The following is a 24,302-nucleotide window of genomic DNA, read 5'->3' on the forward strand; positions in this document are numbered from 1 at the left end:
AGGGGGCCTCTCAGACGCGGAACGGGAAGCCGTACAGGTGGAGCGCGACGTGCTCGCGTCCCTCGGTCTCGCCCGCGGCCTCTGCGGCCCGGCCCCGCTCGTCGTACCTGCGCAGGACCGCTTCCAGTTCGTCCTTCAGCGCGGTGAGCTCCGCCGGGGTCAGTCGCAGCCACGACTCGAAGTCCACGGACGCGGTGTTCCACTCGGGCTGCCAGGTGGGGCGTTCGTCCAGGTAGCGGCGGTACTGGTCGGCCCGCTGGTCGTGGAAGAGACGCGTGGCCGCGAGATGTGCGGCGGCCTTTCCCGGCTCGCCCCGGAAGTCCTCGTCCCGGATGCTCACCCCGTCCGACGCCGGCTGCCACCAGCGCTCCCGCCCGTCCGCGGTCTGCGGCCGGGCCTCCTCGATCAGCCCGTGGTCGGCGAGCTTGCGCAGGTGGTAGCTGACCAGGGACACCGCCTCGTCCACGTGCTCGGCCAACTGGGAGGCGGTGGCCACCCGCTCCATGCACAGCAGCCGGTACAGATTGGCGCGCAGCGGATGCGCAAGCGCCTTGAGCGTCCCCACATCCGTGATCCGGCGCTCTTCTTCACGAGCCATACCCCGACCCTAGATACGAAAGAAAAGTTGCACAACAGATTTTGCGCAACTTCCCTTTCGTATCTGCCGAAGCTCGGCGCGGCGTCAGCGCACGGGGTGTCCCGCTGCCCGCAAGGTCTCCTTCACCTCGCCGATGCGCAGGTCCCCGAAGTGGAACACCGACGCGGCCAGGACCGCGTCCGCGCCCGCCTCGATGGCCGGCGGGAAGTCGGTCAGCTTGCCCGCGCCGCCCGAGGCGATCACCGGGACGGTCACGTGCTTGCGGACCGCCGCGATCATCTCCAGGTCGTAGCCGTCCTTGGTGCCGTCCGCGTCCATGGAGTTCAGCAGGATCTCCCCGGCGCCCAGCTCGGCCGCCCGGTGCGCCCACTCGACGGCGTCGATGCCGGTGCCGCGCCGGCCGCCGTGCGTCGTCACCTCGAAGGAGCCCGACTCGGTGCGGCGCGCGTCCACCGACAGCACCAGCACCTGCCGGCCGAACCGCTCGGCGATCTCGCGGATCAGCTCGGGGCGGGCGATCGCGGCGGTGTTCACGCCCACCTTGTCGGCGCCCGCCCGCAGCAGCTTGTCCACGTCCTCGGCGGTACGGACGCCGCCGCCGACCGTCAGCGGGATGAACACCTGCTCCGCGGTGCGCCGCACCACGTCGTACGTCGTCTCCCGGTCGCCCGAGGACGCGGTGATGTCCAGGAACGTCAGCTCGTCGGCGCCCTCGGCGTCGTACACCTTGGCCATCTCGACGGGGTCGCCCGCGTCGCGCAGGTTCTGGAAGTTGACGCCCTTGACGACCCGGCCGTTGTCCACGTCCAGGCAGGGGATGACTCGGACCGCCAGGGTCATGACTGCTCAGGCTCCTCTGAATGCTTCAAGTTCCACTTCCACCAGGATGCGCGGATCGACGAACCCCTCCACGACCAGCAGGGTCGAGACCGGGCGCACGGAGTCGAAGATCTCCTTGTGGGCCCGGCCCACGGCGTCCACGTCCCGCACATGGGTGAGGTACATCCGGGTACGGATCACGGACCCGATGCCGAGCCCGAACTCGGCGATCGCCTCGATGGCGCCGGTGAACGCCACCTTGGCCTGCTCGTACGGGTCGCCCTCGCCGTACAGCACGTCGCCCCGGAAGGACGTCGTGCCGGCGACCAGCACGCGGTCCCCCGCCGCGACGGCCCGTGCGAAACCGAAACTCTCTTCCCAGGGACTTCCGCTCTGCACACGCCGCACGGCATCGGACGTCATGACGACACAGCCTCCAAGGCCTCTTCCAGGGTGAACGCCTTCGCGTACAGGGCCTTCCCGACGATCGAGCCCTCGACACCGAGGGGTACCAGCTCGGCGATGGCGCGCAGGTCGTCCAGGGACGACACGCCGCCGGAGGCCACGACCGGACGGTCCGTCGCCGCGCACACGTTCTTCAGCAGCTGAAGGTTGGGGCCCTGGAGGGTGCCGTCCTTGGCGATGTCGGTGACGACGTAGCGGGCGCAGCCCTCCTTGTCGAGGCGCTCCAGCGTCTCGTAGAGGTCGCCGCCGTCGCGGGTCCAGCCGCGGCCGCGCAGGGTCGTGCCGCGCACGTCCAGGCCGACCGCGATCTTGTCGCCGTGCTCGGCGATGACCTTGGCGACCCACTCCGGGGTCTCCAGGGCGGCCGTGCCGAGGTTCACGCGGGTGCAGCCGGTGGCCAGGGCGGCGGCCAGCGAGGCGTCGTCGCGGATGCCGCCGGACAGCTCCACCTTGATGTCCATCGCCTTGGCGACCTCGGCGATCAGCTCGCGGTTGTCGCCGGTGCCGAAGGCCGCGTCCAGGTCGACCAGGTGCAGCCACTCGGCGCCGGAGCGCTGCCAGGCGAGGGCGGCCTCCAGCGGGGAGCCGTAGGAGGTCTCGGTCCCGGACTCGCCGTGCACGAGGCGGACGGCCTGGCCGTCGCGGACGTCGACGGCGGGGAGGAGTTCGAGCTTGGCCATGGTCTACAGGGTTCCGATCCAGTTGGTGAGGAGCTGGGCGCCGGCGTCGCCGGACTTCTCGGGGTGGAACTGTGTGGCCCACAGGGCGCCGTTCTCCACGGCGGCCACGAACGGCTTGCCGTGCGTCGACCAGGTCACCTTGGGGGCCGCGATCACCGGGTTGTGCGACTCCAGCCGCCAGTCGTGCACGGCGTAGGAGTGCACGAAGTAGAAGCGGGCGTCGGCGTCGAGGCCGGCGAACAGCTCCGAGTCGGCGGGGGCGTCGACGGTGTTCCAGCCCATGTGGGGCACGACCTCGGCCTGGAGCGGGGCGACCGTGCCGGGCCACTCGTCCAGGCCCTCGGCCTCCACGCCGTGTTCGATGCCGCGCGCGAACAGGATCTGCATGCCGACGCAGATGCCCATCACGGGGCGTCCGCCGGAGAGCCGGCGGTCCACCACCCAGTCACCGCGGGCGGCGCGCAGACCCTGCATGCAGGCAGCGAACGCGCCGACGCCCGGCACGAGCAGGCCGTCGGCGTTCATCGCCTTGTCGAAGTCGCGTGTGATCTCGACGTCGGCGCCCACGCGCGCGAGGGCGCGCTCGGCGGAGCGGACGTTGCCGAAGCCGTAGTCGAAGACCACGACCTTCTTGCCGCCGGTGCTCAATTCCACACCCCCAGCCGCATGACGCCCGCGACCAGGCACATGCCCGCGCCGATGGAGAGCAGCACGATCAGGCTCGTGGGCATCTTCTGCTTGACGAAGGAGATGATGCCGCCGAGCAGGAAGAGACCGACGACGATCAGCAGGGTGGACAGGCCGTTCATGGGTTTACAGCGCGCCCTTCGTGGAGGGGAGGATGCCGGCCGCGCGGGGGTCGCGCTCGGAGGCGTAACGCAGCGCCCGGGCCAGCGCCTTGAACTGGCACTCCACGATGTGGTGCGCGTTGCGCCCGTACGGCACGTGCACGTGCAGCGCGATCTGCGCCTGGGCGACGAAGGACTCCAGGATGTGCCGGGTCATCGTGGTGTCGTACTCGCCGATCATCGGCGCCATGTTCTCGGGCTCGGTGTGCACGAGATACGGGCGGCCGGACAGGTCGACGGTCACCTGGGCGAGGGACTCGTCCAGCGGCACCGTGCAGTTGCCGAAGCGGTAGATCCCCACCTTGTCGCCGAGCGCCTGCTTGAAGGCGGCGCCGAGCGCGAGGGCGGTGTCCTCGATGGTGTGGTGGGAGTCGATGTGCAGGTCGCCGTCGGTCTTCACGGTCAGGTCGAACAGACCGTGCCGGCCGAGCTGGTCGAGCATGTGGTCGTAGAAGCCGACGCCGGTGGCGATGTCGGTCCGACCGGTGCCGTCGAGGTCTATCTCGACGAGGACGGAAGTCTCCTTGGTGGTGCGCTCGACCCTTCCGACGCGGACATCGCGAGTCATGCCTCAAGCTCCTTCTTCACTTCACGGACCGCGTCGAGGAACGCGTCGTTCTCCTGCGGGGTGCCGGCGGACACCCGCAGCCACCCCGGTACGCCGTTGTCCCGGACCAGGACGCCCCGGTCGAGGATCTTCTGCCAGGCCTCGTGGGCGTTCGCGAACCGGCCGAACTGGACGAAGTTCGCGTCGGACTCGATGACCTCGTAACCGGTCACGCGCAGCTCGGCGACCAGCCGGTCCCGTTCCGCCTTCAGCTGCTCGACGTATCCCAGCAGGGTGTCGGTGTGCTCCAGCGCGGCCAGGGCGGTCGCCTGGGTGATCGCCGACAGGTGGTACGGCAGCCGGACGAGCTGGACGGCGTCCACGACCGCCGGGTCGGCGGCGAGATAGCCGAGGCGGAGCCCCGCCGCGCCGAACGCCTTGGACATCGTGCGGGAGACGACCAGGTTCGGGCGGCCTTCCAGCAGCGGCAGCAGCGAGTCGCCGTGGCTGAACTCGATGTACGCCTCGTCCACGACCACCATCGACGGCTTGGCCGCCTGCGCCGCCTCGAACAGCGCGAGGACCGTCTCCGGTGGAACCGCGTTGCCGGTGGGGTTGTTGGGGGTGGTGATGAAGACGACGTCCGGCTTGTGCTCGGCGATCGCCTCGACGGCCGCCGCGACGTCGATCGTGAAGTCCTCGTTGCGCGGACCCGAGATCCAGCCCGTGCCCGTCCCGCGCGCGATGAGCGCGTGCATCGAGTACGACGGCTCGAAGCCGATGGCCGTACGGCCCGGTCCGCCGAAGGTCTGCAGCAGCTGCTGGATGACCTCGTTGGAGCCGTTGGCGGCCCACACGTTCTCGATGCCGAGCGGGTACTTGCCGGTCTTCGTCAGGTACTTGGCCAGCTCGGTGCGCAGTTGGACCGCGTCCCGGTCCGGGTAGCGGTTCAGGTCGCGGGCGGCCTCCCGCACCCGCTCCGCGATCCGCTCGACCAGCGGCTCGGGCAGCGGGTAGGGGTTCTCGTTGGTGTTCAGCCGTACGGGGACGTCCAACTGGGGTGCGCCGTAAGGGGACTTGCCGCGCAGCTCGTCCCGTACGGGGAGATCGTCGATGCGGGTCACTTGCTCTCGGGTACCTTCCAACCGAACCGTGCCTTGACCGCCGCGCCGTGCGCCGGCAGGTCCTCCGCCTCCGCCAGCGTCACCACGTGATGGGCGACCTCGGCGAGCGCGTCCTTCGTGTAGTCGACGATGTGGATGCCGCGCAGGAAGGACTGGACGGACAGGCCCGAGGAGTGGCAGGCGCAGCCGCCGGTGGGCAGGACGTGGTTGGACCCGGCCGCGTAGTCGCCGAGCGACACGGGGGCCCAGGGGCCGATGAAGATCGCTCCCGCGTTCTTGACGCGGTCGGCGACCTCGGAAGCCCGAGCGGTCTGGATCTCCAGGTGCTCGGCGCCGTACGCGTCGACGACCCTCAGGCCCTCCTCGACGCCGTCGACCAGCACGATCGCGGACTGCCGGCCCTTGAGGGCGGGCACGATCCGGTCCTCGACGTGCTTGGTGGCCGCGACCTGCGGCTGAAGCTCCTTCTCCACCGCCTCGGCCAGCTCGACGGAGTCGGTGACGAGGACGGCCGCCGCGAGCGGGTCGTGCTCGGCCTGGCTGATCAGGTCCGAGGCCACGTGCACCGGGTCGGCGGTGTCGTCGGCGAGGATGGCGATCTCGGTGGGGCCGGCCTCGGCGTCGATGCCGATCCTGCCGGTGAAGAAGCGCTTGGCGGCGGCGACCCAGATGTTGCCGGGGCCCGTGACCATGTTCGCGGGCGCGCAGGACTCGGTGCCGTAGGCGAACATCGCGACGGCGGTGGCGCCGCCGGCCGCGTAGACCTCGTCCACGCCGAGCAGGGCGCAGGCGGCGAGGATCGTGGGGTGCGGCAGCCCGCCGAACTCGGCCTGCGGCGGGGAGGCGAGCGCGATGGACTCGACGCCGGCCTCCTGGGCCGGGACGGCGTTCATGATGACGGAGGACGGGTAGACGGACCGGCCGCCCGGTGCGTACAGCCCGACGCGATCGACCGGCACCCACTTCTCGGTGACGGAGCCGCCGGGCACCACCTGGGTGGTGTGGGTGCTGCGGCGCTGCTCGCGGTGGACCAGGCGGGCGCGGCGGATGGACTCCTCCAGCGCGGCGCGCACGGCCGGGCCGAGGGCCTTGAGGGCATCGGTGAGGGCCTGGGCCGGCACACGGACGGATTCCAGCCGTACTCCGTCGAACTTCTCGGCGAAGTCGATCAGCGCCGCGTCGCCACGATGATGCACGGCCTCGCAGATCGGGCGCACCTTCTCCAGGGCGGCCGATACGTCGAAGTCGGCTCGGGGCAGCAGGTCGCGCAGGGCGGGGCCCTCGGGAAGGGCGTCGCCGCGCAGATCGATTCGGGAAATCACGGTCCCAATTCTCTCAGACCGCCGTCGCGAGCCGTGGACGCGTATCAATGGCTGATACAGAACGTGGCGGGATTCGGAAGATCGCCTTCACGTCCAGTGTTCCGGGCGTCACTCAGCGGGCATGAACGGCTGTACGAAAGCACTGGCACCAGGAGAGGACGAGGGTGACCGAGGGGACCGGCGTCGTCGCCGGGGACCTGCCGGACGAGCTGACCGCGGCCGAGGCGGGCATGTGGCAGGCCTTCCGCAACGGCAGTATGTACGACCTGAGCGGTGGGGACGCCGTGGTGGACGATCCGCACGGCGGACACCCCTGGGGTCCGGAGCGCACGGTGCGGGCGCGGATCGTGGCCTGGCTGCTGCTGGACGGCCCGCCCGCGCTCGCGGGCCGGGTGTCCGCGCTGAAGCTGACCGGCGTGCGGATCACCGGCACGCTGGACCTCTCCGGCGGCACGGTACGGCCGTACGTCGAGCTGCGCGGCTGCCGCTTCGACGAGGAGGTCCTGCTGCCGGAGGCCCGGTTCACGACCTTGCGCATGGTGGACTGCGCGGTGCCCCGGCTGGAGGCGGCCCGGGTGCACACCGAGGGCGATCTGCATCTGCCGCGCTGCCGGTTCCAGAACGGTGCCCGGCTCACGGACGCGCACATCGGCACCGATCTGATGCTCAACGAGGCGGTGGCCTACCGCGACCGCAGCGGGCGGTCGATCTCGGCGGACGGCATGACCGTCGGCCAGGACCTGCAGGCGGAGATGCTTCAGTCGCACGGCGAGCTGCGGCTGCGCGGCGCCAAGGTCGGCGTCTCGCTCAGCCTGCGCGGCGCGACCCTGGACAACCCCTACTCCCGCTACGCCCTGAACGCGCCCCAGCTGACCGTCGAGCGCACCCTGTACCTGACCCCGGCCGGCGTGGGCAGCCCGCTGCTCAGCGGCACGACACCAGCGCGCGGCACGCGGATCCAGCGCTTCGAGTGCCGGGGCGGGATACGGCTGGACGACGGGCGGTTCGGGGACGCCGTCGACTTCGAGCGGGCCCGGTTCACCCTCACCGACGACCAGGAGCTGTCGCTGCGCCGGGTGCACGCGTCGGAGCTGCGCTTCCTCGGGGACGGGCCGCAGGGCGGCAAGGTGGTGCTGTCCGGCGCCCGGATCGTCAGCCTGGTGGACCGGGCGGCGAGCTGGCCGGGCCCCGGCGATCTACACATGGGCGGCTTCGTGTACGAGAACCTCGTCCCGCGCGGCCCGTTCCCGCTGACCGGCCGGCTGGACTGGGTGGCGGCGGCCACCGCGGAGTACGCCCCGGAGCCGTACGAGCGGCTGGCGGCGGTGCTGCGGGCGGCCGGGGAGGACGAGGACGCGCGGGAGGTGCTGCTCGCCAAGCAGCGCCGGCGCCGCGAGACGCTGCCGTTGGCCGGGAAGTTCTGGGGGTACGTCCAGGACTGGACGGTCGCCTACGGCTACCGGCCCGGCCGGGCCGCGGTGTGGATGGCGGTGCTGTGGGCGGCGGGCACGCTGGCGTTCGCGCACGCGGACCATCCGCCGGTGAACCATGACGCCCATCCCTACTGGAGCCCGGCCCTGTTCACCCTGGACCTGCTGCTGCCGGTGATCGACCTGGGCCAGGTCGGACAGTGGCAGCTGCGCGGCGGCTGGCAGTGGCTGGCGGCGGTGATGATCATGCTCGGCTGGATCCTGGCGACGACGGTGGCGGCGGGGGCGACCCGGCTGCTGCGGCGGGGCTGAGTCCCGGCGCCGGTGCGGACACGGGCCGCCCCGGGGGCCACGAGCGACGCAGAAGCCCCAGGCGTCTCAAACGTTGAACAATCACCTTTACCGGTCCTTGACCGTCCGCCATACAACTTTCCATGACTTGCCCGATGCCTCTGGCGCGCGGCCGACCTGCGGACTTTCAATGGTCGGCACCATGGTTGCGCTCCCCCCGTTCATCCGCCCCACCCGGATGTCCAAACGCTCCACGCGCCCGGCCCCCCGACCGCCCGCCGGGGACGAGGTCGTGCTCGACGCGCCCGACGACCGTCTCTCGCCCGCGCTGGTGGCCGCAGGCCGCGGCGAGTACCGGGCCGCGGCCGACCTGCTCGCCACCACCCGCGCCGGGGGCGAGTGGGAGAACCACGACCGGTACGTCCGGCATCTGGCCGCCTTCGCCCGTTCGCGCCCCGAGTGGTTCCAGTCCTGGCGGGCGGCCACCCCGGCGAAGCCCGACGCCCTGCTGGTCGCGGCACAGCTGGCCGTGGACCGCGCCTGGCCCTCGCCGGCCCGCGCCGAACTGCTGCGCGAGGTGAGCCCGCTGATCACCGCCGCCGCCCGCGCCGACGACCGCGACCCGGTGCCCTGGCGGATCGCGCTGGACCACGCGCGCGGCTCGCGGGCCGGCCACCGGTACTTCGAGGAGCTGTGGGAGGCGGCCGTCCGCCGCGCCCCGCACCACTACGGCTGCCATGTGGCCGCCCTGCGCTACCTGGCCAGCTTCCGGCCCGGTTCCCACGCCGCCTGCTTCGACTTCGCCGAGCGGGCCGCGCAGGACGCCCCGGCCGACTCGCTCGTCCAGGCCCTGCCGGCCCGGGCCGCCTTCGGCTGCCTGACCGACGGCCGGGACCACGGGATCCCGCGCGCCCGGCTGGACGCCGCGGCCGACCGGGCGCTCACGCTCTCCGCCCGCTTCCCGGCGGCCGACCCGTGGGCCGCCCAGGTCCGCAACAAGCTGCTTTACGTCCTGCTGCGCCTGCACCGCTGGGAGGACGCGCGCGCGGAGCTGGGCCGGATCGGCCCGTACGCCACGTCCTTCCCCTGGGAGCGGTTCTCCGAGGACCCGCTCGGCCACTTCCTGCGGCTGCGCGAGCACCTGCTTGCGGCGGCGTCCCGGCCCGCCACCGCAGGGCTCATGGCCCTGGTGAGCGCGCCCGATGCGGCCCTCGTCAAACGCGGCGGACACACGCGCGCCGGTGACCACTAGGCTGGGGCGTCGTGACCACCGCCCGTCTCCCGCTCTTCCCGCTGAACACGGTGCTGTTCCCGGGGCTCGTGCTGCCGCTGAACGTCTTCGAGGAGCGCTACCGCGCGATGATGCGCGAGTTGCTCAAGACACCGGAGGAGGAGCCGCGCCGGTTCGCCGTCGTGGCCATCCGCGACGGCTACGAGGTGGCGCCGAGCGCCCCCGGCATGCCGGACCCCACCGCACAGCCCGACCGGGGGCCGGCCGCGGGTTTCGGCCCGGACCCCCTCAAGGCCTTCCACGGGGTGGGCTGTGTGGCGGACGCGGCGACCATCCGGGAGCGGGCCGACGGCACGTTCGAGGTGCTGGCGACGGGCACGACCCGGGTGCGGCTGCTCTCCGTCGACGCGTCGGGCCCGTTCCTGACGGCGGAGCTGGAGGAACTGGCGGAGGAGCCGGGCGACGAGGCGGGCGCGCTGGCCGAGGGGGTCCTGCGCTCCTTCCGGCAGTACCAGAAGCGCCTGGCGGGCGCCCGCGAGCGCTCGCTGTCGACGGGCGCGGAGCTCCCGGACGACCCGAGCGTGGTGTCGTACCTGGTGGCGGCCGCGATGGTGCACGACACGCCGACGAAACAGCGCCTGCTCCAGGCCCCCGACACCGCGTCCCGACTGCGCGACGAGCTGAAACTCCTTCGCTCCGAGACGGCCATCATCCGTAGTCTTCCGTCACTGCCCGCCTTCGAGCTGACCCGGGCACCGACGAGCCAGAACTGAGCAGGACGGCTGCTGAGGAAGACGTCCGAGGAACACCGCCGAGGAAGACGGATGGCGAAGAAGTCGAAGAAACAGCAACAGTCCGGCGGCACCCCCGCGACGGTCGCCCTGTCCTCGGCCGGTGTGGACTTCACGGTCCACTCCTACGACCACGACCCCTCCCATCCCTCCTACGGCGAGGAGGCCGCGGAGGCGATGGGCGTCTCGGCCGACCGCGTCTTCAAGACCCTGGTGGCCGACGTCGACGGCGCCCTGACGGTGGCCGTGGTCCCGGTGTCCGGCTCCCTGGACCTGAAGGCCCTCGCGGCGGCGGTGGGCGGCAAACGGGCCACGATGGCCGACCCGACCCTGGCCGAGCGCACCACGGGCTATGTCCGCGGCGGCATCTCGCCCCTCGGCCAGCGCAAGAAGCTCCCCACGGTCCTGGACGAATCCGCCGAGGCCCACGAGACGATCTGTGTCTCAGCGGGCCGCCGGGGCCTCGAGGTGGAACTGTCCCCGACAGACCTGACCAAGCTGACGAACGCGGTGCTGGCGCCCATCGGGCGGGGCTGACGGGTCCAGGGGGACGGAGCCCCCTTGGTCAGGGTGCCGGCACCTCGGGGTCGCGGGGGCCGAAGAGTGCCGTGAGGCCGAGGTGGACCAGCAGCGCGCCCAACGGCCAAGCCAGCAGCGCGCCCTTGGCGCCCAGTTTCAGCGGCGCCGAGAAGGTGACGCCCTTCCCCGCGGCCTTGGCGTGCGCCAGCACGTCGGACGTGGGGCCGAGCCACACCCCGAGCCGCCAGGCCACCACCGAGCCGAGCAGCGCGCCGAGACCGAGGGCCACCACGACAGGCACGCCCCCACGCCGCCGCAGCAGAAAGACGACGACCGCGCTGACGAGCCCGAACGCCAGCCCCAGCAGGGCGAACGTGCCGTCCACCCCCGCCGCCTGCTCGCCCTCGCTGTCCTTGAGGTAGACGACCCAGTTGTCCTCGACCACGTCGCCGACCAGCGGCACATGCGGCGCCAGCCACCACCACAGCAGTCCGAACAGCACCCCGACCAGGGCCATGGCCACCGTGATCACGGCGGCGTCCCGCAGTTCGGTCTTCATCCCGGGGCCGTCCTGTTCGTACACGCCCCCGGGCATCCCGGCAGGCAGCGGGGCCTGCCAGACATCGTTCGAGGACTGGTTGTGCGGCGGCGTAGGCGGAGTCAACGGTGCGGTCACCCTGACATCGTGCCAGGTCGCGCTGTGCGCCGCGTCACCGGACGGCGGCCCTGCGGTACGCCCGGGCCGCCACGGCCAGCGAGACGACTCCGACACCCGCGCACACCCCCAGGTCGACCAGGACGACGGCCCAGTCCGGATGGGCCCCGAAGGTCCGGGCGTAGGCCTCCACACCATACGTCGACGGCAGCAGATCCCGGGCCAGCCGTACGATCTCCGGCATCCGGTCGGCCGGCAGCACACCCAGCAGCAGCGCCGCCGACATGCCCAGCTGCCCGAGCAGCGTGGCCAGCTCGGGCCGCGGCGCGAGCAGCCCGCAGGCGGCGCCGAGCCCGGACAGCGCGGCCCCGGCGAGCGGGATCACGGCCAGGAGAATCCACAGGTTGCCCAGCGGCAGCCCGAACAGCACGCACCCGAAGACGGCGGTCACCAGCGTCCCCGGCACGGTGAAGGAGGCGTACGCCGCCGCCGCGCCCAGCACCACGGCCGCCGGCGGCACCGGCAGGGTGGCGTAGTGATCGAGCCCGCCGCTCGCCCGCAGCTGCCCGAAGTACTGCGCCAGCAGGTTCAGCGCCACATACGCGACGACCAGCACCGACGACCCCGCCACCACGGACTGGGCCTCGCTGCCGCTGTCGACGACGCCCCGCATCATCACGGTGATGCCGACGGACTGGAAGGTGGCCACGAACAGCAGCGGGATCCGCGCCACCCGGGCCCGGGACAGCTGCGCCCGGTAGACGGCCGCGAGTGACGGCCACAGCCGGGCGGCCGGGCCGAGTTCGGCCGCGCCGGGCGCCGTCTTGGGCACGGCCCGGGTTCCGCCCGGCAGAACCTCCGCGGGTACGACACTCACGACCAGCTGCTCCTCTTCCCCGCCCCAGTCCCACCGGCCGCAGTCGCACGGACCGCGGTCGCACCGACCCATACGCACCGCACGTCCGCCGCGCTCATGCCTTCACCAACCCCTGCCGGGCCGCGCCGCCGAGCGCCAGGTAGACGTCCTCCAGGCTGGGCGTGGCGAGCGTGAAGTCGTCCAGGGCGGCGAAGGCGGCCCCGCCGGTCACCGTGGCGACGGCGGCGCGGGCCTCCTCGGGCGCGAGCCGCAGCGTCCAGCGCCGGCCGGACTCCACCGCGCGCTCGCGCAGCACGGCGACCTCGGGCACCTGAAGCGGCGCCCGGTCCCGCCACACCAGCTCGACCCGCACCTCGCCGGCGACCTGTTCCTTCAGCCCGGCCGGGGTGTCACAGGCGATCACCCGGCCCTGGTCGATGACGGCGACCCGGTCCAGCACGGTCTCGGCCTCGATGACGTTGTGGGTGACCAGCAGCACGGTCGTACCGCGCTCGGCGCGCCGCCGGTCCACGGCCGCCCAGACCGCGCGCCGGGCCACCGGGTCCATGCCGGTGGTCGGCTCGTCCAGCACGAGCAGCGGCCGCTCGCCGACGAGGGCGGCGGCGAAGCAGGCGAGCCGCCGCTGTCCGCCGGACAGCTTCTTCAGCGCCCGCCCGGCGATCGGCGTGAGCCCCAGTTCGTCGAGTACGGCGTCCCGCTCGGCCCGGGCCCGCGTCACGTCCAGGCCGCGCAGGCGTCCGGTGGTCTCGGCGGCGAGGGAGACGGTCAGCTCGTCCAGCGCGGAGGACTCCTGCCCCAGGTAGGCGAGGAGGCGCGCGGCCCGCTCGGGGTGCCGGACGATGTCGTGCCCGAGGATCTCGATGCTGCCGGTGTCCGGCCGCAGCAGCCCGGTGAGCTGCCGCACGAGCGTGGACTTGCCGGCGCCGTTCGGCCCGAGCAGCCCGAAGACCTCGCCGCGCCGCACGTCCAGCCCGACCCCGTCGGTGGCCCGCACCTCGGGGGTGCCGGGCGCGCCCCGCCGCCCCTTCACGGCCGGGTAGGTCTTGGCGAGGCCGCGCACGCGTACGACCTCGTCATGCCGAGGTGCCTGTGCCGCGCTCGTACTCACAAGGGACGAGAGTACGGGGTCGGGCCGCTTTACTCGCCTTTGGGGCCACTTCCGTCCGCGAGCGGTAAGAAATCCCCGCCATCACTCCCCCGTCGCGCTCTCCGCCGCCGGCACGTCGACCTCCCGCCAGAACCCCGCCCGAATGGCATAGCGGTCGTGCTCGTCGATCTGGTCGTCCTTGTGGGCGAGCAGTCCGAACCGCGCGGCGTACCGCAGCAGCTCGCCGTCGATGCGGTGCGGGATCCGCGGATACAGCTGCGACAGCTTCTGCAGATGGGTCTGGTCGCCGAGCCGGGACATCCAGCGGCGCGCGAAGACCTGTCCCACCTCGTACGGGTCGCCGCCGACGGCGGTGATGTCCTCCTCGCGGTCGGCCCACCGCTGCTCCGCCGTGGTGAGCTGGGCGAGCGTCGGCATGGTGGCGACCTCGGGCGGCTCGGCGACCACCCCCGGCCGGTCCACCCACCCCTTGTCCGAGGACCAGCGCAGGGTCGCGGTCGCCGGGTGCTGGGCGGGCTGGGTGCCGGGGGCGCGCAGCGCGGCCAGGTCCTTGGGGGTGGGGACGCCCTTGTGGGCGGTGGCCCGCTCCTGGGTGCCGTTCTCCGTGACCGCCGTGGCCGGCTGGGGCCCGCCCTCTTCGGGCGGCCGCTCGGCCGCCGTGGTGAGCGCGGACTCGGGCAGCGGTGCGGAGAGGATCGCGGCGATCTCGGGCCGGGGCGCGGGCGGCGGGGCGCACACGCCGGTCAGTTCCTTGGCGCGGACGGCCTGGGTGATCCAGGCGCGGTCGAGCACGCGCCGTTCGTCGGCCTCGGCGACCAGGTCCTCGGACTGGTTGTAGTCGCCGTCGGCGGCCTGTACGGCCCACAGGTGGACGGCGACGCCGTGCTCCTTGGCGGCCATCATGCCGGGCAGCAGATCGCCGTCGCCGGTGACGAGGACGATGTCGGAGCAGGCTCGGTTGCGGGCCAGCTCGGTCAGCTCGGCGTGCATGGCGGCGTCCACGCCCTTCTGCGCCCAGCGTCCGTCGCTGCGGGTGAGGGCGCCGAGCCGGACGGTGACGCGGGGCATCACCCGCAGCCGGCGATGCTCCGGTTGGGGGACACGGTCGGGGGCGCCGTCGAACCAGTAGATGCGCAGCAGGGGACGCTCGGTGTCGGACTCCGCGCGTTCCCGCAGCGCCTGGATCAGTGCGCTGTGGTCGACGGTGATCCGGGACCGCGAGGGCTCACCGGCGAGGAGGCTGGCGGCGGCTCCCAGCAGGTACCCGGCGTCCACCAGGACGATGCAGCGGTCCACGCGACTCACCCTCTTCCCGGGAGGTTTTGCTTCGGACTTCCTTCGAGTCTGCCCGACGGCGCGGGGGTTAACGGCCCGAACTCGATCTTCGGCGTGGCGTTTGCGGGTCCCGAGCGCCCACCTGCCCTGTCACACACGGTAATTATCCGACATGCGCTTGATGTCAGCGTATGTGAATCTGGTCCCGGCCCTGGCCCCTAGATCCCCCACAGGAGGCAGATCACCATGGCCAAGAACAAGAACCGTAAGCAGGCCGGCCCGCAGAACCGCGCGTCGCACGCCGAGCAGTCCCAAGAGCACGCGCAGCGGCAGACGGAGGCGCATGAGTCGCCGGTGTCGCACATCCAGGGCAGCCCGGCTGATGTTGCCGGCAAGAAGCGGAAGAGCTTCGGCCACAACTAAAGGGCAGTTGAAGCCCAGGCAGACAGGAGGGGCGCACCCTTGGCGGGTGCGCCCCTTCGTGCGTGCTCTCGCGTGGCGCGGTGTCAGCCGGCCAGGCAGGACGGGCCGAGCAGCACCTTCAAGTCGCCGAAGAGCGCCGGGTCGGGCTTGACCCGGTGCCGGTCCAGGCGCAGCACGGTGGTCTTGCGGGGGCCCTGGAGCTTGATGCGGACCTCGCTGTCGCCCTTGTGGTGGCTGAGGATCTCGCCGAGGCGGCTGACCATGGGCGGAGTGACCTTCACGGCCGGGATGGTGAGGATCACCGGCGCGTTGGTGCCCGCGTTGGACAGGTCCGGGACCATCAGCTCCATGGCGACGAGCCGGGGCACGTCCTCGCGCTTGTCGAGGCGTCCCTTGACGAACACCACGGCGTCCTCGACGAGTTGGGTCGACACGAGCTGGTAGGTCGCCGGGAAGAACATGCACTCGATGGAGCCGGCGAGGTCCTCGACGGTGGCGATCGCCCAGGCGTTGCCCTGCTTGGTCATCTTGCGCTGCAGACCTGAGATGATGCCGCCGATGGTGACGACCGCGCCGTCGGCGTGTTCGCCTCCGGTGAGTTGGGCGATGCCCGCGTCGGCCTTGTCGGCGAGGACGTGTTCCAGGCCGAAGAGCGGGTGGTCGGAGACGTACAGACCGAGCATCTCCCGCTCCTGGGCGAGCAGATAGGTCTTGTCCCACTCGTCGGTGGAGAACTCCACGTCGAGTCCGAAGCCGGGCTCGCTGCTGGTGTCCTCGCCGCCCATGCCGCCGAAGAGGTCGAACTGCCCCTCGGCCTCCTTGCGTTTGACCGCGACCACGTTGTCGATCATCGGCTCGTACTGCGCCATGAGTCCCTTGCGGGTGTGCCCCATGGTGTCGAAGGCGCCGGCCTTGATGAGCGATTCGGTGGTGCGCTTGTTGCAGACCACCGCCTCGACCTTGTCGAGGTAGTCGGGGAAGGAGGCGTACTTCCCCTTCGCCTTGCGGCACTTGATGATCGACTCGACGACGTTGGTGCCGACGTTGCGGACGGCGGAGAGGCCGAAGAGGATCACGTCGTCGCCTTGGGCGGCGAAGTTGGCCTCGGACTCGTTGACGTTCGGCGGGAGCACCCGGATGCCCATGCGGCGGCACTCGTTGAGGTAGACCGCCGACTTGTCCTTGTCGTCCTTGACGGAGGTGAGGAGGGCGGCCATGTACTCGGCGGGGTGGTTCGCCTTGAGGTAGGCGGTCCAGTAGGAGACCAGGCCGTACGCGGCGGAGTGCGCCTTGTTGAAGGCGTAGCCGGCGAAGGGGACCAGCACGTCCCACAGGGCCTGGATGGCTTCGTCGCTGTAGCCGTTCTTGCGGGCGCCGGCCTGGAAGATGGTGAAGTTCTTCGCCAGTTCCTCGGGCTTCTTCTTGCCCATCACGCGGCGGAGGATGTCGGCCTCGCCGAGCGAGTAGCCCGCGATGATCTGGGCGGCCTTCTGCACCTGCTCCTGGTAGACGATCAGGCCGTAGGTGACGTCCAGGACCTCCTTGAGCGGCGCCTCCAGTTCGGGGTGGATCGGCGTGATCTCCTGCTGCCCGTTCTTGCGCAGCGCGTAGTTGGTGTGGGAGTTCATGCCCATCGGGCCCGGGCGGTACAGGGCCGACACGGCGGAGATGTCTTCGAAGTTGTCGGGCTTCATCAGCCGCAGCAGGGACCGCATGGGGCCGCCGTCGAACTGGAAGACGCCGAGGGTGTCGCCGCGCTGGAGCAGGTCGAAGGTCGTGGGGTCGTCGAGCGGCAGGGACAGCAGGTCGATGTCGAGGCCCTTGTTGGCCTTCACCATCTTGACCGCGTCGTCCATGATCGTGAGGTTGCGCAGGCCCAGGAAGTCCATCTTCAGCAGGCCGAGCGACTCACAGCTCGGGTAGTCCCACTGCGTGATGGTCACGCCGTCGGTGTGCCGGACCCAGACCGGGACGTGCTCGGTGATGGTCTCGCTGGACATGATCACGCCGGCGGCGTGCACGCCCATCTGCCTCACCAGGCCCTCCACACCGCGGGCGGTGTCGATGACCTTCTTCACGTCCGGCTCGTTCTCGTACATCGAGCGGACCTCGCCCGCCTCCGAGTACCGGGGGTGCTCGGGGTCGGTGATGCCGGACAGCGGGATGCCCTTGCCGAGGACGTCGGCGGGCATGGCCTTGGTGATGCGGTCGCCCATCGCGTACGGGTAGCCCAGCACGCGCGCGGAGTCCTTGATCGCGTTCTTGGCCTTGATGGTGCCGTAGGTGCCGATCATGGCGACCTTGTCGGCGCCGTACTTCTCGGTCACGTACCGGATCACCTCGACGCGCCGGCGCTCGTCGAAGTCGATGTCGACATCGGGCATCGAGATGCGCTCGGGGTTGAGGAAGCGCTCGAAGATCAGGCCGTGCGGGATCGGGTCGAGGTCGGTGATGCCCATGGCGTAGGCGACGATCGAGCCGGCCGCGGAGCCTCGGCCGGGGCCGACGGCGATGCCGTTGTTCTTGGCCCACATGATGAAGTCGGCGACGACGAGGAAGTAGCCGGGGAAGCCCATCGAGATGATGACGTCCATCTCGTAGTCGGCCTGCTTCTGGCGGTCCTCGGGGATGCCGCCCGGGTAGCGGCGCTCCATGCCGCGGCGGACCTCCTCCTTGAACCAGGTGACCTCGGTGTAGCCCTCGGGGATGTCGAACTTGGGCATGAGGTCGTGCTTCTCGAACATGCCGTCCGTGTCGACCATCTCGGCGACGAGGAGCGTGTTGGCGCAGCCCTCCTGCCAGGCGTCCGAGGAGTCGATGGCGTACATCTCGTCCGTGGACTTCAGGTAGTAGCCGGTGCCGTCGAACTTGAAGCGGTCGGGGTCGGAGAGGTTCTTGCCGGTCTGGATGCACAGCAGGGCGTCGTGGGCACCCGCCTCGTGCGCGTAGGTGTAGTGCGAGTCGTTGGTGACCAGCGGGGGGATGCCGAGCTTCCTGCCGATCTCCAGCAGGCCGTCACGGACCCGGCGCTCGATCTCGATGCCGTGGTCCATCAGCTCCAGGAAGTACCGGTCCTTGCCGAAGATGTCCTGGTAGTCGGCGGCGGCCTTCACGGCCTCGTCGAAGTGGCCGAGGCGCAGCCGGGTCTGCACCTCGCCGGAGGGGCAGCCGGTGGAGGCAACGATGCCCTCGGACCACTGGGCGATGGTCTCCTTGTCCATCCGGGGCCACTTCTGCAGCCAGCCCTCGGCGTAGGCGTCGGAGGAGAGGCGGAAGAGGTTGTGCAGGCCGGTCTTGTTCACGGCCCACATCGTCTTGTGGGTGTAACCACCGGAACCGGAGATGTCGTCCCGCTTCTGGTGCGGCTGGCCCCAGAGGATCTTGCGCTTGTTGCGCCGGGACTCGGGGGCGACATACGCCTCGATCCCGATGATCGGGGTGATTCCGGCCTTCTTCGCGGAGTGGAAGAAGTCGTACGCCCCGTGGAGGTTGCCGTGGTCGGACATGGCGATATGCGTCATGCCCATCTCGTTGCAGGCGTTGAACATGTCCTTGAGCCGCGCGGCACCGTCCAGCAGCGAGTACTGGGTGTGGACGTGCAGGTGCGTGAAGGGCGGCTTTGACACGGTATGGCCTCCAACGGAAACACGGGGTGGCGGGCGGGCGGACAGTTCTGGGGTCAGCGTCGAAGTCTATGCCCCGGGACTGACACAGGAGGAGGATCCCTGCGTACCTTCATGCGGGAACCGGGCACTCCCGCGTAGCGTCGCCCGTTGGAGACGACGGAAGCGCTGTCGTACTCATTCACGCACATTCATGCACCGCACCAGGAGGCACCCAGCGATGTCGGCACCCCAGCTCAGCGACGAGCAGCGCGGCGAGGAGATCCTCGCCGTCTTCGACACCGCCTTCGGCCGGCTCCTGGCCGCCGACCCGGCCGCGTTCCGGGTGAAGTTCCGGAAGATGGCGGCCTCGGCCTTCGCGTTCTACCGGGGCACGGCGTGCCTCTTCTACCACGATCTGGACGCCGAGAAGCGGGGCGGCCCGTTCCTGGACGACCGCACCTCGCGCGTGTGGATCCACGGCGACCTGCACGCGGAGAACTTCGGCACGTACATGGACTCCAACGGCCGCCTGGTCTTCAACGTCAACGACTTCGACGAGGCCTACGTCGGCCCGTTCACCTGGGACCTGAAGCGCTTCTCGGCGTCGGTCGCGCTCGTCGGGTACGCGAAGGCGCTCAGCGACGAGCAGATCACCGAGCTGGTGACGGTCTACGCGACCGCCTACCGCGAGCGCATCCACGCCCTGGCCACGGGCGCGAAGAGCGACGAGGTGCCGCCGTTCACCCTGGACACCGCCGAGGGCCCCCTGCTGGGCGCCCTGCGCGCCGCCCGTTCGCTGACCCGCTTCGAGCTGCTGGACTCGATGACCGAGATCCGCGACTTCGAGCGCCGCTTCGCCCCCGGCGGCGGCTCCATCGAGCTGGACGCGGCCACCCGCTACAAGGTCCTCGCGGCCTTCGACGGCTATCTGGAGACGCTGCCGGACTCCTCCCTGGCCCGCCCCGACTCCTACCGGGTGAAGGACGTCGTCGGCCGCCGCGGCATCGGCATCGGCTCGGCCGGCCTGCCGTCGTACAACATCCTGCTGGAGGGGCACAGCGACGCCCTGGAGAACGACGTCGTGATCTACATCAAGCAGGCCCAGACCCCGGCGGTCTCCCGGCACATCACGGATCCGGCCATCGCCGGCTACTTCCAGCACGAGGGCCACCGCACGGTGATCTCCCAGCGCGCCCTGCAGGCGCACGCCGACCCGTGGCTGGGCTGGACCGAGCTGGACGGCACGGGCCAGCTGGTGGCCGAGGTCTCGCCGTACGCCGTCGACCTGGACTGGGGCGACATCGACGACCCGGAGGAGATCGCGCAGGTCATCGCCGACCTGGGCCGGGCCACGGCGACGATGCACGCGGCGGCGGACGACACCTCCGGCGAGTCCCTGGTGCCGTTCTCCACCGAGCGGGCCATCGACGCGGCCATCGCCGCCGACGAGGAGGGCTTCGCGCCGCTCCTGGTGGACTTCGCGCACGGCTACGGCGCACGCGCGCGTGCCGACCACCAGATCTTCGTCGACCTGTTCCGCAACGGCCGGATCCCGGGGCTGTAACCTTCGCAACTCACAGGCGCCCTTTAGGGGTCTCTTAACCACCTTCGTGTCACACTCTTCATTCGGTATGGACATATCCGGGATCCAGCTCAGAGCCGTGCGCGCGGCGCTGTTCACGGCTGTCGTCGTGACGCTCAGCACCGCGTCGCACGTGCTGCTGTCCCGGGCCCCGCTGCCGGTGGCGACCGTGCTCGCGGTCGCCGCCGCGGTGTTCGCCACGGCGTATGCGCTGGCGGACCGCGAGCGCGGCTTCGGCCGGATCGCGGCCCTGCTCATCCCGCTGGAACTGGCCGCCGACACGGTGTTCACCACCGGCCAGAACACCTGTTACGGCCGGGCGGGCGGCCCGGTCGCCGGCCCCCTGCACGCGTTCGGCTTCGACGTGCTGTGCCAGGGCGGTGCCGTCGGCTCCCCGCTGGCCCAGATGACCGGGGCGCACGGCCGTCCCGGGGCGCTGCTCGCGCACGCCAGTCCGGCGGCCGCCTGGCTGCTGCTCGCCGCGCATGTGTGCGTGGGCCTGCTCGCCGCCGCCTGGCTGCGCCGGGGCGAGCGGGCGCTGGTGCAGCTGCTGCGCGCGGTCGCCGCCACCACCTTCCGGCCGCTGCTGCTCGCGGTCGCCGCGGTCGCCGTCCGGCTGACCCCGGCGCGCCGGCTGCCGCGCCGGGCCCCGCGCCGGGCCGCCGCCCGCGACCGGCTCCTCGTGCACTCCCTGGGACGGCGTGGACCGCCGTGCTTCCCCGCCCTCGCCGCCGGCTGAGCATCGGCGGCTGAGCGGCACCGGCTCCGCGGCGTCCGGTCGGGCGGCGCCCGAGCGGCAGCACTGAGCACACCCAGTCCCCCACACGTATCCCGCGTACGGCATGTGCGCGTCCCACACGGAGATCACCAACATGAGCAAGCGGAACAGCCAGTCGGCGAAGACGGCGGCCCGGGAGCGGCTGCGCCAGGAGCGCGAGCGGCAGGCCAAGCGCGACAAGGCCAGGCGGCAGGTCATCGTGGCCGCCTCGGTCGTGGCGGTGCTGGCCGCGGCCGGCGGCATCGGCTATGCCGTCGTCCAGGGGAACAAGCCCACCGGGTGGGACGCCGCCAAGGACAAGACGCTCGTGAAGCCGGCCAACACCACGGGCACGGACGGCACGACCGTCGTCATCGGCAAGAGCACCGCCCAGAAGACCCTCACCATCTACGAGGACCCGCGCTGCCCCGTCTGCGCGCAGTTCGAGCAGACCGTCGGCTCGACGGTGAAGCAGGACATCGACAGCGGCAAGTTCAAGCTCCGGTACGTCGGTGCCACCTTCCTCGACAAGAACCTGCCGGGTGTGGGCTCCAAGAACGCGCTCAGCGCCCTCGGCGCCGCGCTCAACGTCAGCCCGGAGGCGTTCCTCGAGTACAAGGCCGCGATGTACTCGACGAAGTGGCACCCGGACGAGAACGACGACAAGTTCAAGGACGACGCCTATCTGATCAAGATCGCCGACACGGTCCCCGCCCTGAAGGGCAACGCGGCGTTCCAGAAGGCCGTGAAGGACGGCACCTACGACCGGTGGGCGTTGGAGGAGTCCAAGATCTTCGACAAGGACGGCATCCAGGGCACGCCGACCCTGAAGATGGACGGCAAGACGCTGACGGGTGCCGACGGCAAGAACCCGCCCATGACCGTGGCCGACTTCGACAAGGCCGTCGACGCGGCCCTGAAGGGCTGACGGCCCTTCGGAAACCGGCCTTCACGTGAAGAGCGGGCGAACTTTCCGAGTTCGCCCGCTCTCGCGCGTACCGATCAGTAACCTGATCGGTCGTGACCAGTCGATACAGATCGTTTCCGGCCGCCGAAGGCCCCAACTCCCTCTCCCCTCGCCGCCGTACGGTCGTCAAGGCCGCGGCGGCGACCGCTGTCCTGGCCGGCCCGCTCGCCGCCTCCCTTCCGGCGCGCGCCGCCGACCAGGCCCCCGCCTTCCTACACGGTGTCGCCTCCGGTGACCCGCTGCCCGACGGTGTCCTGCTGTGGACGCGGGTGACCCCGACCCCCGAGGCCATACCCGGCTCCGGGGTCGGCCCGGACACCGAGGTGAGCTGGGTCGTCGCCCGGGACAAGGCGTTCACCAGCATCGTCGCCAAGGGCACCGTCACCGCGACCGCCTCCTCCGACCACACCGTGAAGGCCGACGTCCGCGGCCTGCAGCCGGCGACCGACTACTGGTTCCGCTTCTCGGCCGGCGGCACCGACTCCCCGGTGGCGCGCACCCGCACCGCGCCGGCGGCGGACGCGGCCGTGTCCTCCTTGCGCTTCGGTGTGGTCACCTGCGCCAACTGGGAGGCCGGCTACTTCGCCGCCTACCGCCATCTCGCGGCCCGCGGCGACCTGGACGCCTGGCTGCACCTCGGCGACTACATCTACGAGTACAAGTCCGGCGAGTACGCGGCGCGCGGCACGGTCGTCCGCCCGCACGCGCCGGCCAACGAGATCATCACGCTCGCCGACTACCGGATCCGGCACGCCAGGTACAAGACCGACCCCGACCTGCAGGCCCTGCACCTGAAGGCGCCGGTCATCGCGATCTGGGACGACCACGAGTTCGCCGACAACGCCTGGTCGGGCGGTGCGGTCAACCACACCGAGGGCGCCGAGGGCACCTGGACCGCCCGCAAGGCGGCCGCCAAGCAGGCCTACTTCGAGTGGATGCCGGTCCGCACCGCGATCGAGGGCACCACCTACCGGCGGCTGCGCTTCGGCAAGCTCGCCGATCTGTCCCTGCTGGACCTGCGCTCCTTCCGCTCCCAGCAGGCGTCCACCGGCAGCGGCTCGGTGGACGACCCCGACCGGACGATCACCGGGCGGGCCCAGCTCGACTGGCTGAAGGCGGGGCTCAAGGCCTCCGACACCAAGTGGCGGCTGGTCGGCAACTCGGTGATGATCGCGCCGTTCGTCGTCGGCTCGCTCACCGCCGACCTGCTCAAGCCGCTCGCCAAGCTGCTCGGCCTGCCGCAGGACGGCATCGGCTTCAACACCGACCAGTGGGACGGCTACACCCACGACCGCCGCGAACTCCTCGACCACCTGCGCTCGAACGGCATCGGCAACACCGTCTTCCTGACCGGCGACATCCACATGTCCTGGGCCAACGACGTGCCGGTGGACGCGGGCACCTACCCGCTGTCGCCGTCGGCGGCCACCGAGTTCGTGATCACCTCGGTGACCTCCGACAACCTCGACGACATCGTCAAGGTCCCCGAGGGCACGGTCTCCGCGCTCGCCGCGCCGCTCATCGAGGCCGCCAACCGGCACGTCCACTGGGTGGACACCGACCGGCACGGCTACGGCGTGCTGGACATCACCGCCGACCGCGCGCAGATGGACTACTACGTCCTGTCCGACCGCACCGACGCGAACGCGACCTCCAAGTGGGTGCGCTCCTACCGCACCCGCAGCGGCACCCAGAAGGTCGAGCGGACGTACGACCCGGTGTAGTCGGCGGCTACCCGTCCTGCAGGCTGTCGAGGAAGCCGAGCGCCACGCGCCAGGTGGCCTCGGCCGCCTCGGCGTCGTGGTCCGGCAGCCCGGGGTCGGTGTAGAGGTGCCCGGCGCCCGCGTAGCGGTAGACCTCCACGTCGGCTCCGGCGCGGCCCATCTGCAGATACCAGGCGGTCAGCCAGTCGTCCGTCTCGAACGGGTCCGGCTCGGCCACATGCAGTTGCACCGGCAGCTCGTCCACGTGCGCGGTCGGCGCGATGTCCGAGGTGCCGTGCAGAAGGAGCAGCCCGCGCGCCTTGTCGTCGCCGAGGGCGAGGGTCTGGGCGATCGAGGCGCCGAGCGAGAACCCGGCGTACACCAGCCCGCGGTCCGAGTACGGCGCCGCCGCCAGCACGGCCCGCTTCAGCAGTTCCTCCTTGCCGATCGACTCCTTGAACTGCATGCCCTCCTCGACGGTGTCGAACGTGCGCCCCTCGAAGAGGTCCGGCGTCCACACCTCGTGGCCGGCCGCGCGCAGCCGGTCCGCGGCCTCGCGCACCGCGGGCCTGAGGCCGTAGGTCGAGTGAAAAAGCATGATGTTCATGAGGCCATGGTGCCAGCCGGTGCGACACCACGTCTGAGCCGCCGTACCCGCGAACGCGCCGAACTCACATGTTCATGC

General features: G+C 71.2%; 24 protein-coding genes. 9 read left to right on the plus strand and 15 right to left on the minus strand.

What is annotated here, in order from left to right; translation table 11 throughout:
- Positions 1-10 precede the first annotated feature (10 nt).
- From ACIBJF_RS03935 to hisD, 9 genes are all read right to left on the minus strand, one after another.
- Positions 11-598: an ArsR/SmtB family transcription factor gene (locus ACIBJF_RS03935; protein WP_399172077.1), complete on the minus strand. Its 588-nt coding sequence runs from the start codon at positions 596-598 to the stop codon at positions 11-13.
- Positions 599-682: 84 nt separating this feature from the next.
- The gene (gene hisF, locus ACIBJF_RS03940) at positions 683-1,438 is read right to left on the minus strand and encodes an imidazole glycerol phosphate synthase subunit HisF (protein ID WP_399172078.1); all 756 of its coding nucleotides are present in this window, start codon (positions 1,436-1,438) and stop codon (positions 683-685) included.
- Positions 1,439-1,444: 6 nt separating this feature from the next.
- The gene (locus ACIBJF_RS03945; protein WP_399172079.1) at positions 1,445-1,840 is read right to left on the minus strand and encodes a RidA family protein; all 396 of its coding nucleotides are present in this window, start codon (positions 1,838-1,840) and stop codon (positions 1,445-1,447) included.
- Complete coding sequence (gene priA / locus ACIBJF_RS03950) at positions 1,837-2,562, minus strand: bifunctional 1-(5-phosphoribosyl)-5-((5-phosphoribosylamino)methylideneamino)imidazole-4-carboxamide isomerase/phosphoribosylanthranilate isomerase PriA (RefSeq protein ID WP_399172080.1); 726 nt, start codon at positions 2,560-2,562, stop codon at positions 1,837-1,839. Before priA ends, ACIBJF_RS03945 begins: the two co-directional genes overlap by 4 nt.
- A 3-nt stretch (positions 2,563-2,565) precedes the next feature.
- Positions 2,566-3,216: an imidazole glycerol phosphate synthase subunit HisH gene (hisH, locus tag ACIBJF_RS03955; RefSeq protein WP_399172081.1), complete on the minus strand. Its 651-nt coding sequence runs from the start codon at positions 3,214-3,216 to the stop codon at positions 2,566-2,568.
- Positions 3,207-3,371, minus strand: a complete 165-nt coding sequence (locus ACIBJF_RS03960) for a hypothetical protein (protein ID WP_351800499.1) — start codon at positions 3,369-3,371, stop codon at positions 3,207-3,209. The genes hisH and ACIBJF_RS03960 overlap by 10 nt, the downstream gene beginning before the upstream one ends.
- A 4-nt stretch (positions 3,372-3,375) precedes the next feature.
- Entirely contained in the window at positions 3,376-3,978 is a 603-nt protein-coding gene (gene hisB / locus ACIBJF_RS03965; RefSeq protein ID WP_361124800.1) for an imidazoleglycerol-phosphate dehydratase HisB, read from the minus strand.
- The gene (locus tag ACIBJF_RS03970) at positions 3,975-5,081 is read right to left on the minus strand and encodes a histidinol-phosphate transaminase (RefSeq protein ID WP_399172082.1); all 1,107 of its coding nucleotides are present in this window, start codon (positions 5,079-5,081) and stop codon (positions 3,975-3,977) included. Before ACIBJF_RS03970 ends, hisB begins: the two co-directional genes overlap by 4 nt.
- Complete coding sequence (gene hisD / locus ACIBJF_RS03975; protein WP_399172083.1) at positions 5,078-6,403, minus strand: histidinol dehydrogenase; 1,326 nt, start codon at positions 6,401-6,403, stop codon at positions 5,078-5,080. Before hisD ends, ACIBJF_RS03970 begins: the two co-directional genes overlap by 4 nt.
- A gap of 164 nt (positions 6,404-6,567) precedes the next feature.
- Here hisD and ACIBJF_RS03980 point away from each other — a divergent pair, with 164 nt between their 5' ends.
- The 4 genes from ACIBJF_RS03980 (at position 6,568) to ybaK (ending at position 10,683) form a co-directional block, all read left to right on the plus strand.
- Positions 6,568-8,145, plus strand: a complete 1,578-nt coding sequence (locus tag ACIBJF_RS03980; protein WP_399172084.1) for an oxidoreductase — start codon at positions 6,568-6,570, stop codon at positions 8,143-8,145.
- 169 nt (positions 8,146-8,314) lie between these two features.
- Entirely contained in the window at positions 8,315-9,376 is a 1,062-nt protein-coding gene (locus ACIBJF_RS03985) for a hypothetical protein (protein WP_399172085.1), read from the plus strand.
- Positions 9,377-9,387: 11 nt separating this feature from the next.
- Complete coding sequence (locus tag ACIBJF_RS03990) at positions 9,388-10,128, plus strand: LON peptidase substrate-binding domain-containing protein (protein WP_351800489.1); 741 nt, start codon at positions 9,388-9,390, stop codon at positions 10,126-10,128.
- A gap of 51 nt (positions 10,129-10,179) precedes the next feature.
- Complete coding sequence (gene ybaK / locus ACIBJF_RS03995; RefSeq protein ID WP_399172086.1) at positions 10,180-10,683, plus strand: Cys-tRNA(Pro) deacylase; 504 nt, start codon at positions 10,180-10,182, stop codon at positions 10,681-10,683.
- Between the two features lie 28 nt (positions 10,684-10,711).
- Here the strand turns inward: ybaK and ACIBJF_RS04000 are convergent, their stop codons facing one another.
- From ACIBJF_RS04000 to ACIBJF_RS04015, 4 genes are all read right to left on the minus strand, one after another.
- Positions 10,712-11,341, minus strand: coding sequence for an AAA family ATPase (locus tag ACIBJF_RS04000; RefSeq protein WP_399172087.1), 630 nt, complete (start codon positions 11,339-11,341; stop codon positions 10,712-10,714).
- A 34-nt stretch (positions 11,342-11,375) separates the two neighbouring features.
- Positions 11,376-12,197: an ABC transporter permease gene (locus tag ACIBJF_RS04005; RefSeq protein WP_399172088.1), complete on the minus strand. Its 822-nt coding sequence runs from the start codon at positions 12,195-12,197 to the stop codon at positions 11,376-11,378.
- A gap of 94 nt (positions 12,198-12,291) precedes the next feature.
- Positions 12,292-13,305, minus strand: a complete 1,014-nt coding sequence (locus ACIBJF_RS04010; protein ID WP_399172089.1) for an ABC transporter ATP-binding protein — start codon at positions 13,303-13,305, stop codon at positions 12,292-12,294.
- An 81-nt stretch (positions 13,306-13,386) separates the two neighbouring features.
- Positions 13,387-14,601, minus strand: a complete 1,215-nt coding sequence (locus ACIBJF_RS04015) for an NYN domain-containing protein (RefSeq protein ID WP_399172090.1) — start codon at positions 14,599-14,601, stop codon at positions 13,387-13,389.
- Positions 14,602-14,826: 225 nt separating this feature from the next.
- Here ACIBJF_RS04015 and ACIBJF_RS04020 point away from each other — a divergent pair, with 225 nt between their 5' ends.
- A complete protein-coding gene (locus ACIBJF_RS04020; RefSeq protein ID WP_228622693.1) occupies positions 14,827-15,003 on the plus strand; it encodes a hypothetical protein in 177 nt (58 codons plus the stop codon).
- 83 nt (positions 15,004-15,086) lie between these two features.
- On the opposite strand, the gene dnaE is transcribed toward ACIBJF_RS04020, so the two are convergent.
- Positions 15,087-18,629 carry a DNA polymerase III subunit alpha gene (gene dnaE / locus ACIBJF_RS04025; protein ID WP_399172091.1) on the minus strand — a complete coding sequence of 1,181 codons (3,543 nt, stop codon included), beginning with the start codon at positions 18,627-18,629 and terminating at the stop codon, positions 15,087-15,089.
- 217 nt (positions 18,630-18,846) lie between these two features.
- Between dnaE and ACIBJF_RS04030 the strand changes: the two genes are divergently transcribed.
- From ACIBJF_RS04030 to ACIBJF_RS04045, 4 genes are all read left to right on the plus strand, one after another.
- Entirely contained in the window at positions 18,847-20,172 is a 1,326-nt protein-coding gene (locus tag ACIBJF_RS04030; protein ID WP_399172092.1) for a DUF2252 domain-containing protein, read from the plus strand.
- Between the two features lie 67 nt (positions 20,173-20,239).
- Positions 20,240-20,929 (plus strand): hypothetical protein, encoded by a 690-nt coding sequence (locus ACIBJF_RS04035; protein WP_399172093.1) that lies wholly within the window; start codon positions 20,240-20,242, stop codon positions 20,927-20,929.
- Positions 20,930-21,062: 133 nt separating this feature from the next.
- Positions 21,063-21,875, plus strand: coding sequence for a thioredoxin domain-containing protein (locus ACIBJF_RS04040; RefSeq protein ID WP_365326544.1), 813 nt, complete (start codon positions 21,063-21,065; stop codon positions 21,873-21,875).
- Positions 21,876-21,967: 92 nt separating this feature from the next.
- Positions 21,968-23,638, plus strand: coding sequence for an alkaline phosphatase D family protein (locus ACIBJF_RS04045; RefSeq protein WP_399172095.1), 1,671 nt, complete (start codon positions 21,968-21,970; stop codon positions 23,636-23,638).
- A gap of 7 nt (positions 23,639-23,645) precedes the next feature.
- Here the strand turns inward: ACIBJF_RS04045 and ACIBJF_RS04050 are convergent, their stop codons facing one another.
- On the minus strand, positions 23,646-24,224 hold the full coding sequence (locus tag ACIBJF_RS04050) for a dienelactone hydrolase family protein (protein WP_399172096.1): 579 nt from the start codon (positions 24,222-24,224) through the stop codon (positions 23,646-23,648).
- Positions 24,225-24,302 lie beyond the last annotated feature (78 nt).

The organism is Streptomyces sp. NPDC050743, assembly GCF_044456925.1.
In the GTDB taxonomy this organism is placed as follows: Bacteria; Actinomycetota; Actinomycetes; order Streptomycetales; family Streptomycetaceae; genus Streptomyces.

Coding starts and splice junctions, on each gene's coding strand:
- ACIBJF_RS03935 (WP_399172077.1), bottom strand. CDS start 598: ATGGCTCGTGAAGAAGAGCGCCGGATCACGGATGTGGGGACGCTCAAG.
- hisF (WP_399172078.1), bottom strand. CDS start 1,438: ATGACCCTGGCGGTCCGAGTCATCCCCTGCCTGGACGTGGACAACGGC.
- ACIBJF_RS03945 (WP_399172079.1), bottom strand. CDS start 1,840: ATGACGTCCGATGCCGTGCGGCGTGTGCAGAGCGGAAGTCCCTGGGAA.
- priA (WP_399172080.1), bottom strand. CDS start 2,562: ATGGCCAAGCTCGAACTCCTCCCCGCCGTCGACGTCCGCGACGGCCAG.
- ACIBJF_RS03960 (WP_351800499.1), bottom strand. CDS start 3,371: ATGAACGGCCTGTCCACCCTGCTGATCGTCGTCGGTCTCTTCCTGCTC.
- hisB (WP_361124800.1), bottom strand. CDS start 3,978: ATGACTCGCGATGTCCGCGTCGGAAGGGTCGAGCGCACCACCAAGGAG.
- ACIBJF_RS03985 (WP_399172085.1), top strand. CDS start 8,315: ATGGTCGGCACCATGGTTGCGCTCCCCCCGTTCATCCGCCCCACCCGG.
- ybaK (WP_399172086.1), top strand. CDS start 10,180: ATGGCGAAGAAGTCGAAGAAACAGCAACAGTCCGGCGGCACCCCCGCG.
- ACIBJF_RS04020 (WP_228622693.1), top strand. CDS start 14,827: ATGGCCAAGAACAAGAACCGTAAGCAGGCCGGCCCGCAGAACCGCGCG.
- ACIBJF_RS04030 (WP_399172092.1), top strand. CDS start 18,847: ATGTCGGCACCCCAGCTCAGCGACGAGCAGCGCGGCGAGGAGATCCTC.
- ACIBJF_RS04035 (WP_399172093.1), top strand. CDS start 20,240: ATGGACATATCCGGGATCCAGCTCAGAGCCGTGCGCGCGGCGCTGTTC.
- ACIBJF_RS04040 (WP_365326544.1), top strand. CDS start 21,063: ATGAGCAAGCGGAACAGCCAGTCGGCGAAGACGGCGGCCCGGGAGCGG.
- ACIBJF_RS04050 (WP_399172096.1), bottom strand. CDS start 24,224: ATGAACATCATGCTTTTTCACTCGACCTACGGCCTCAGGCCCGCGGTG.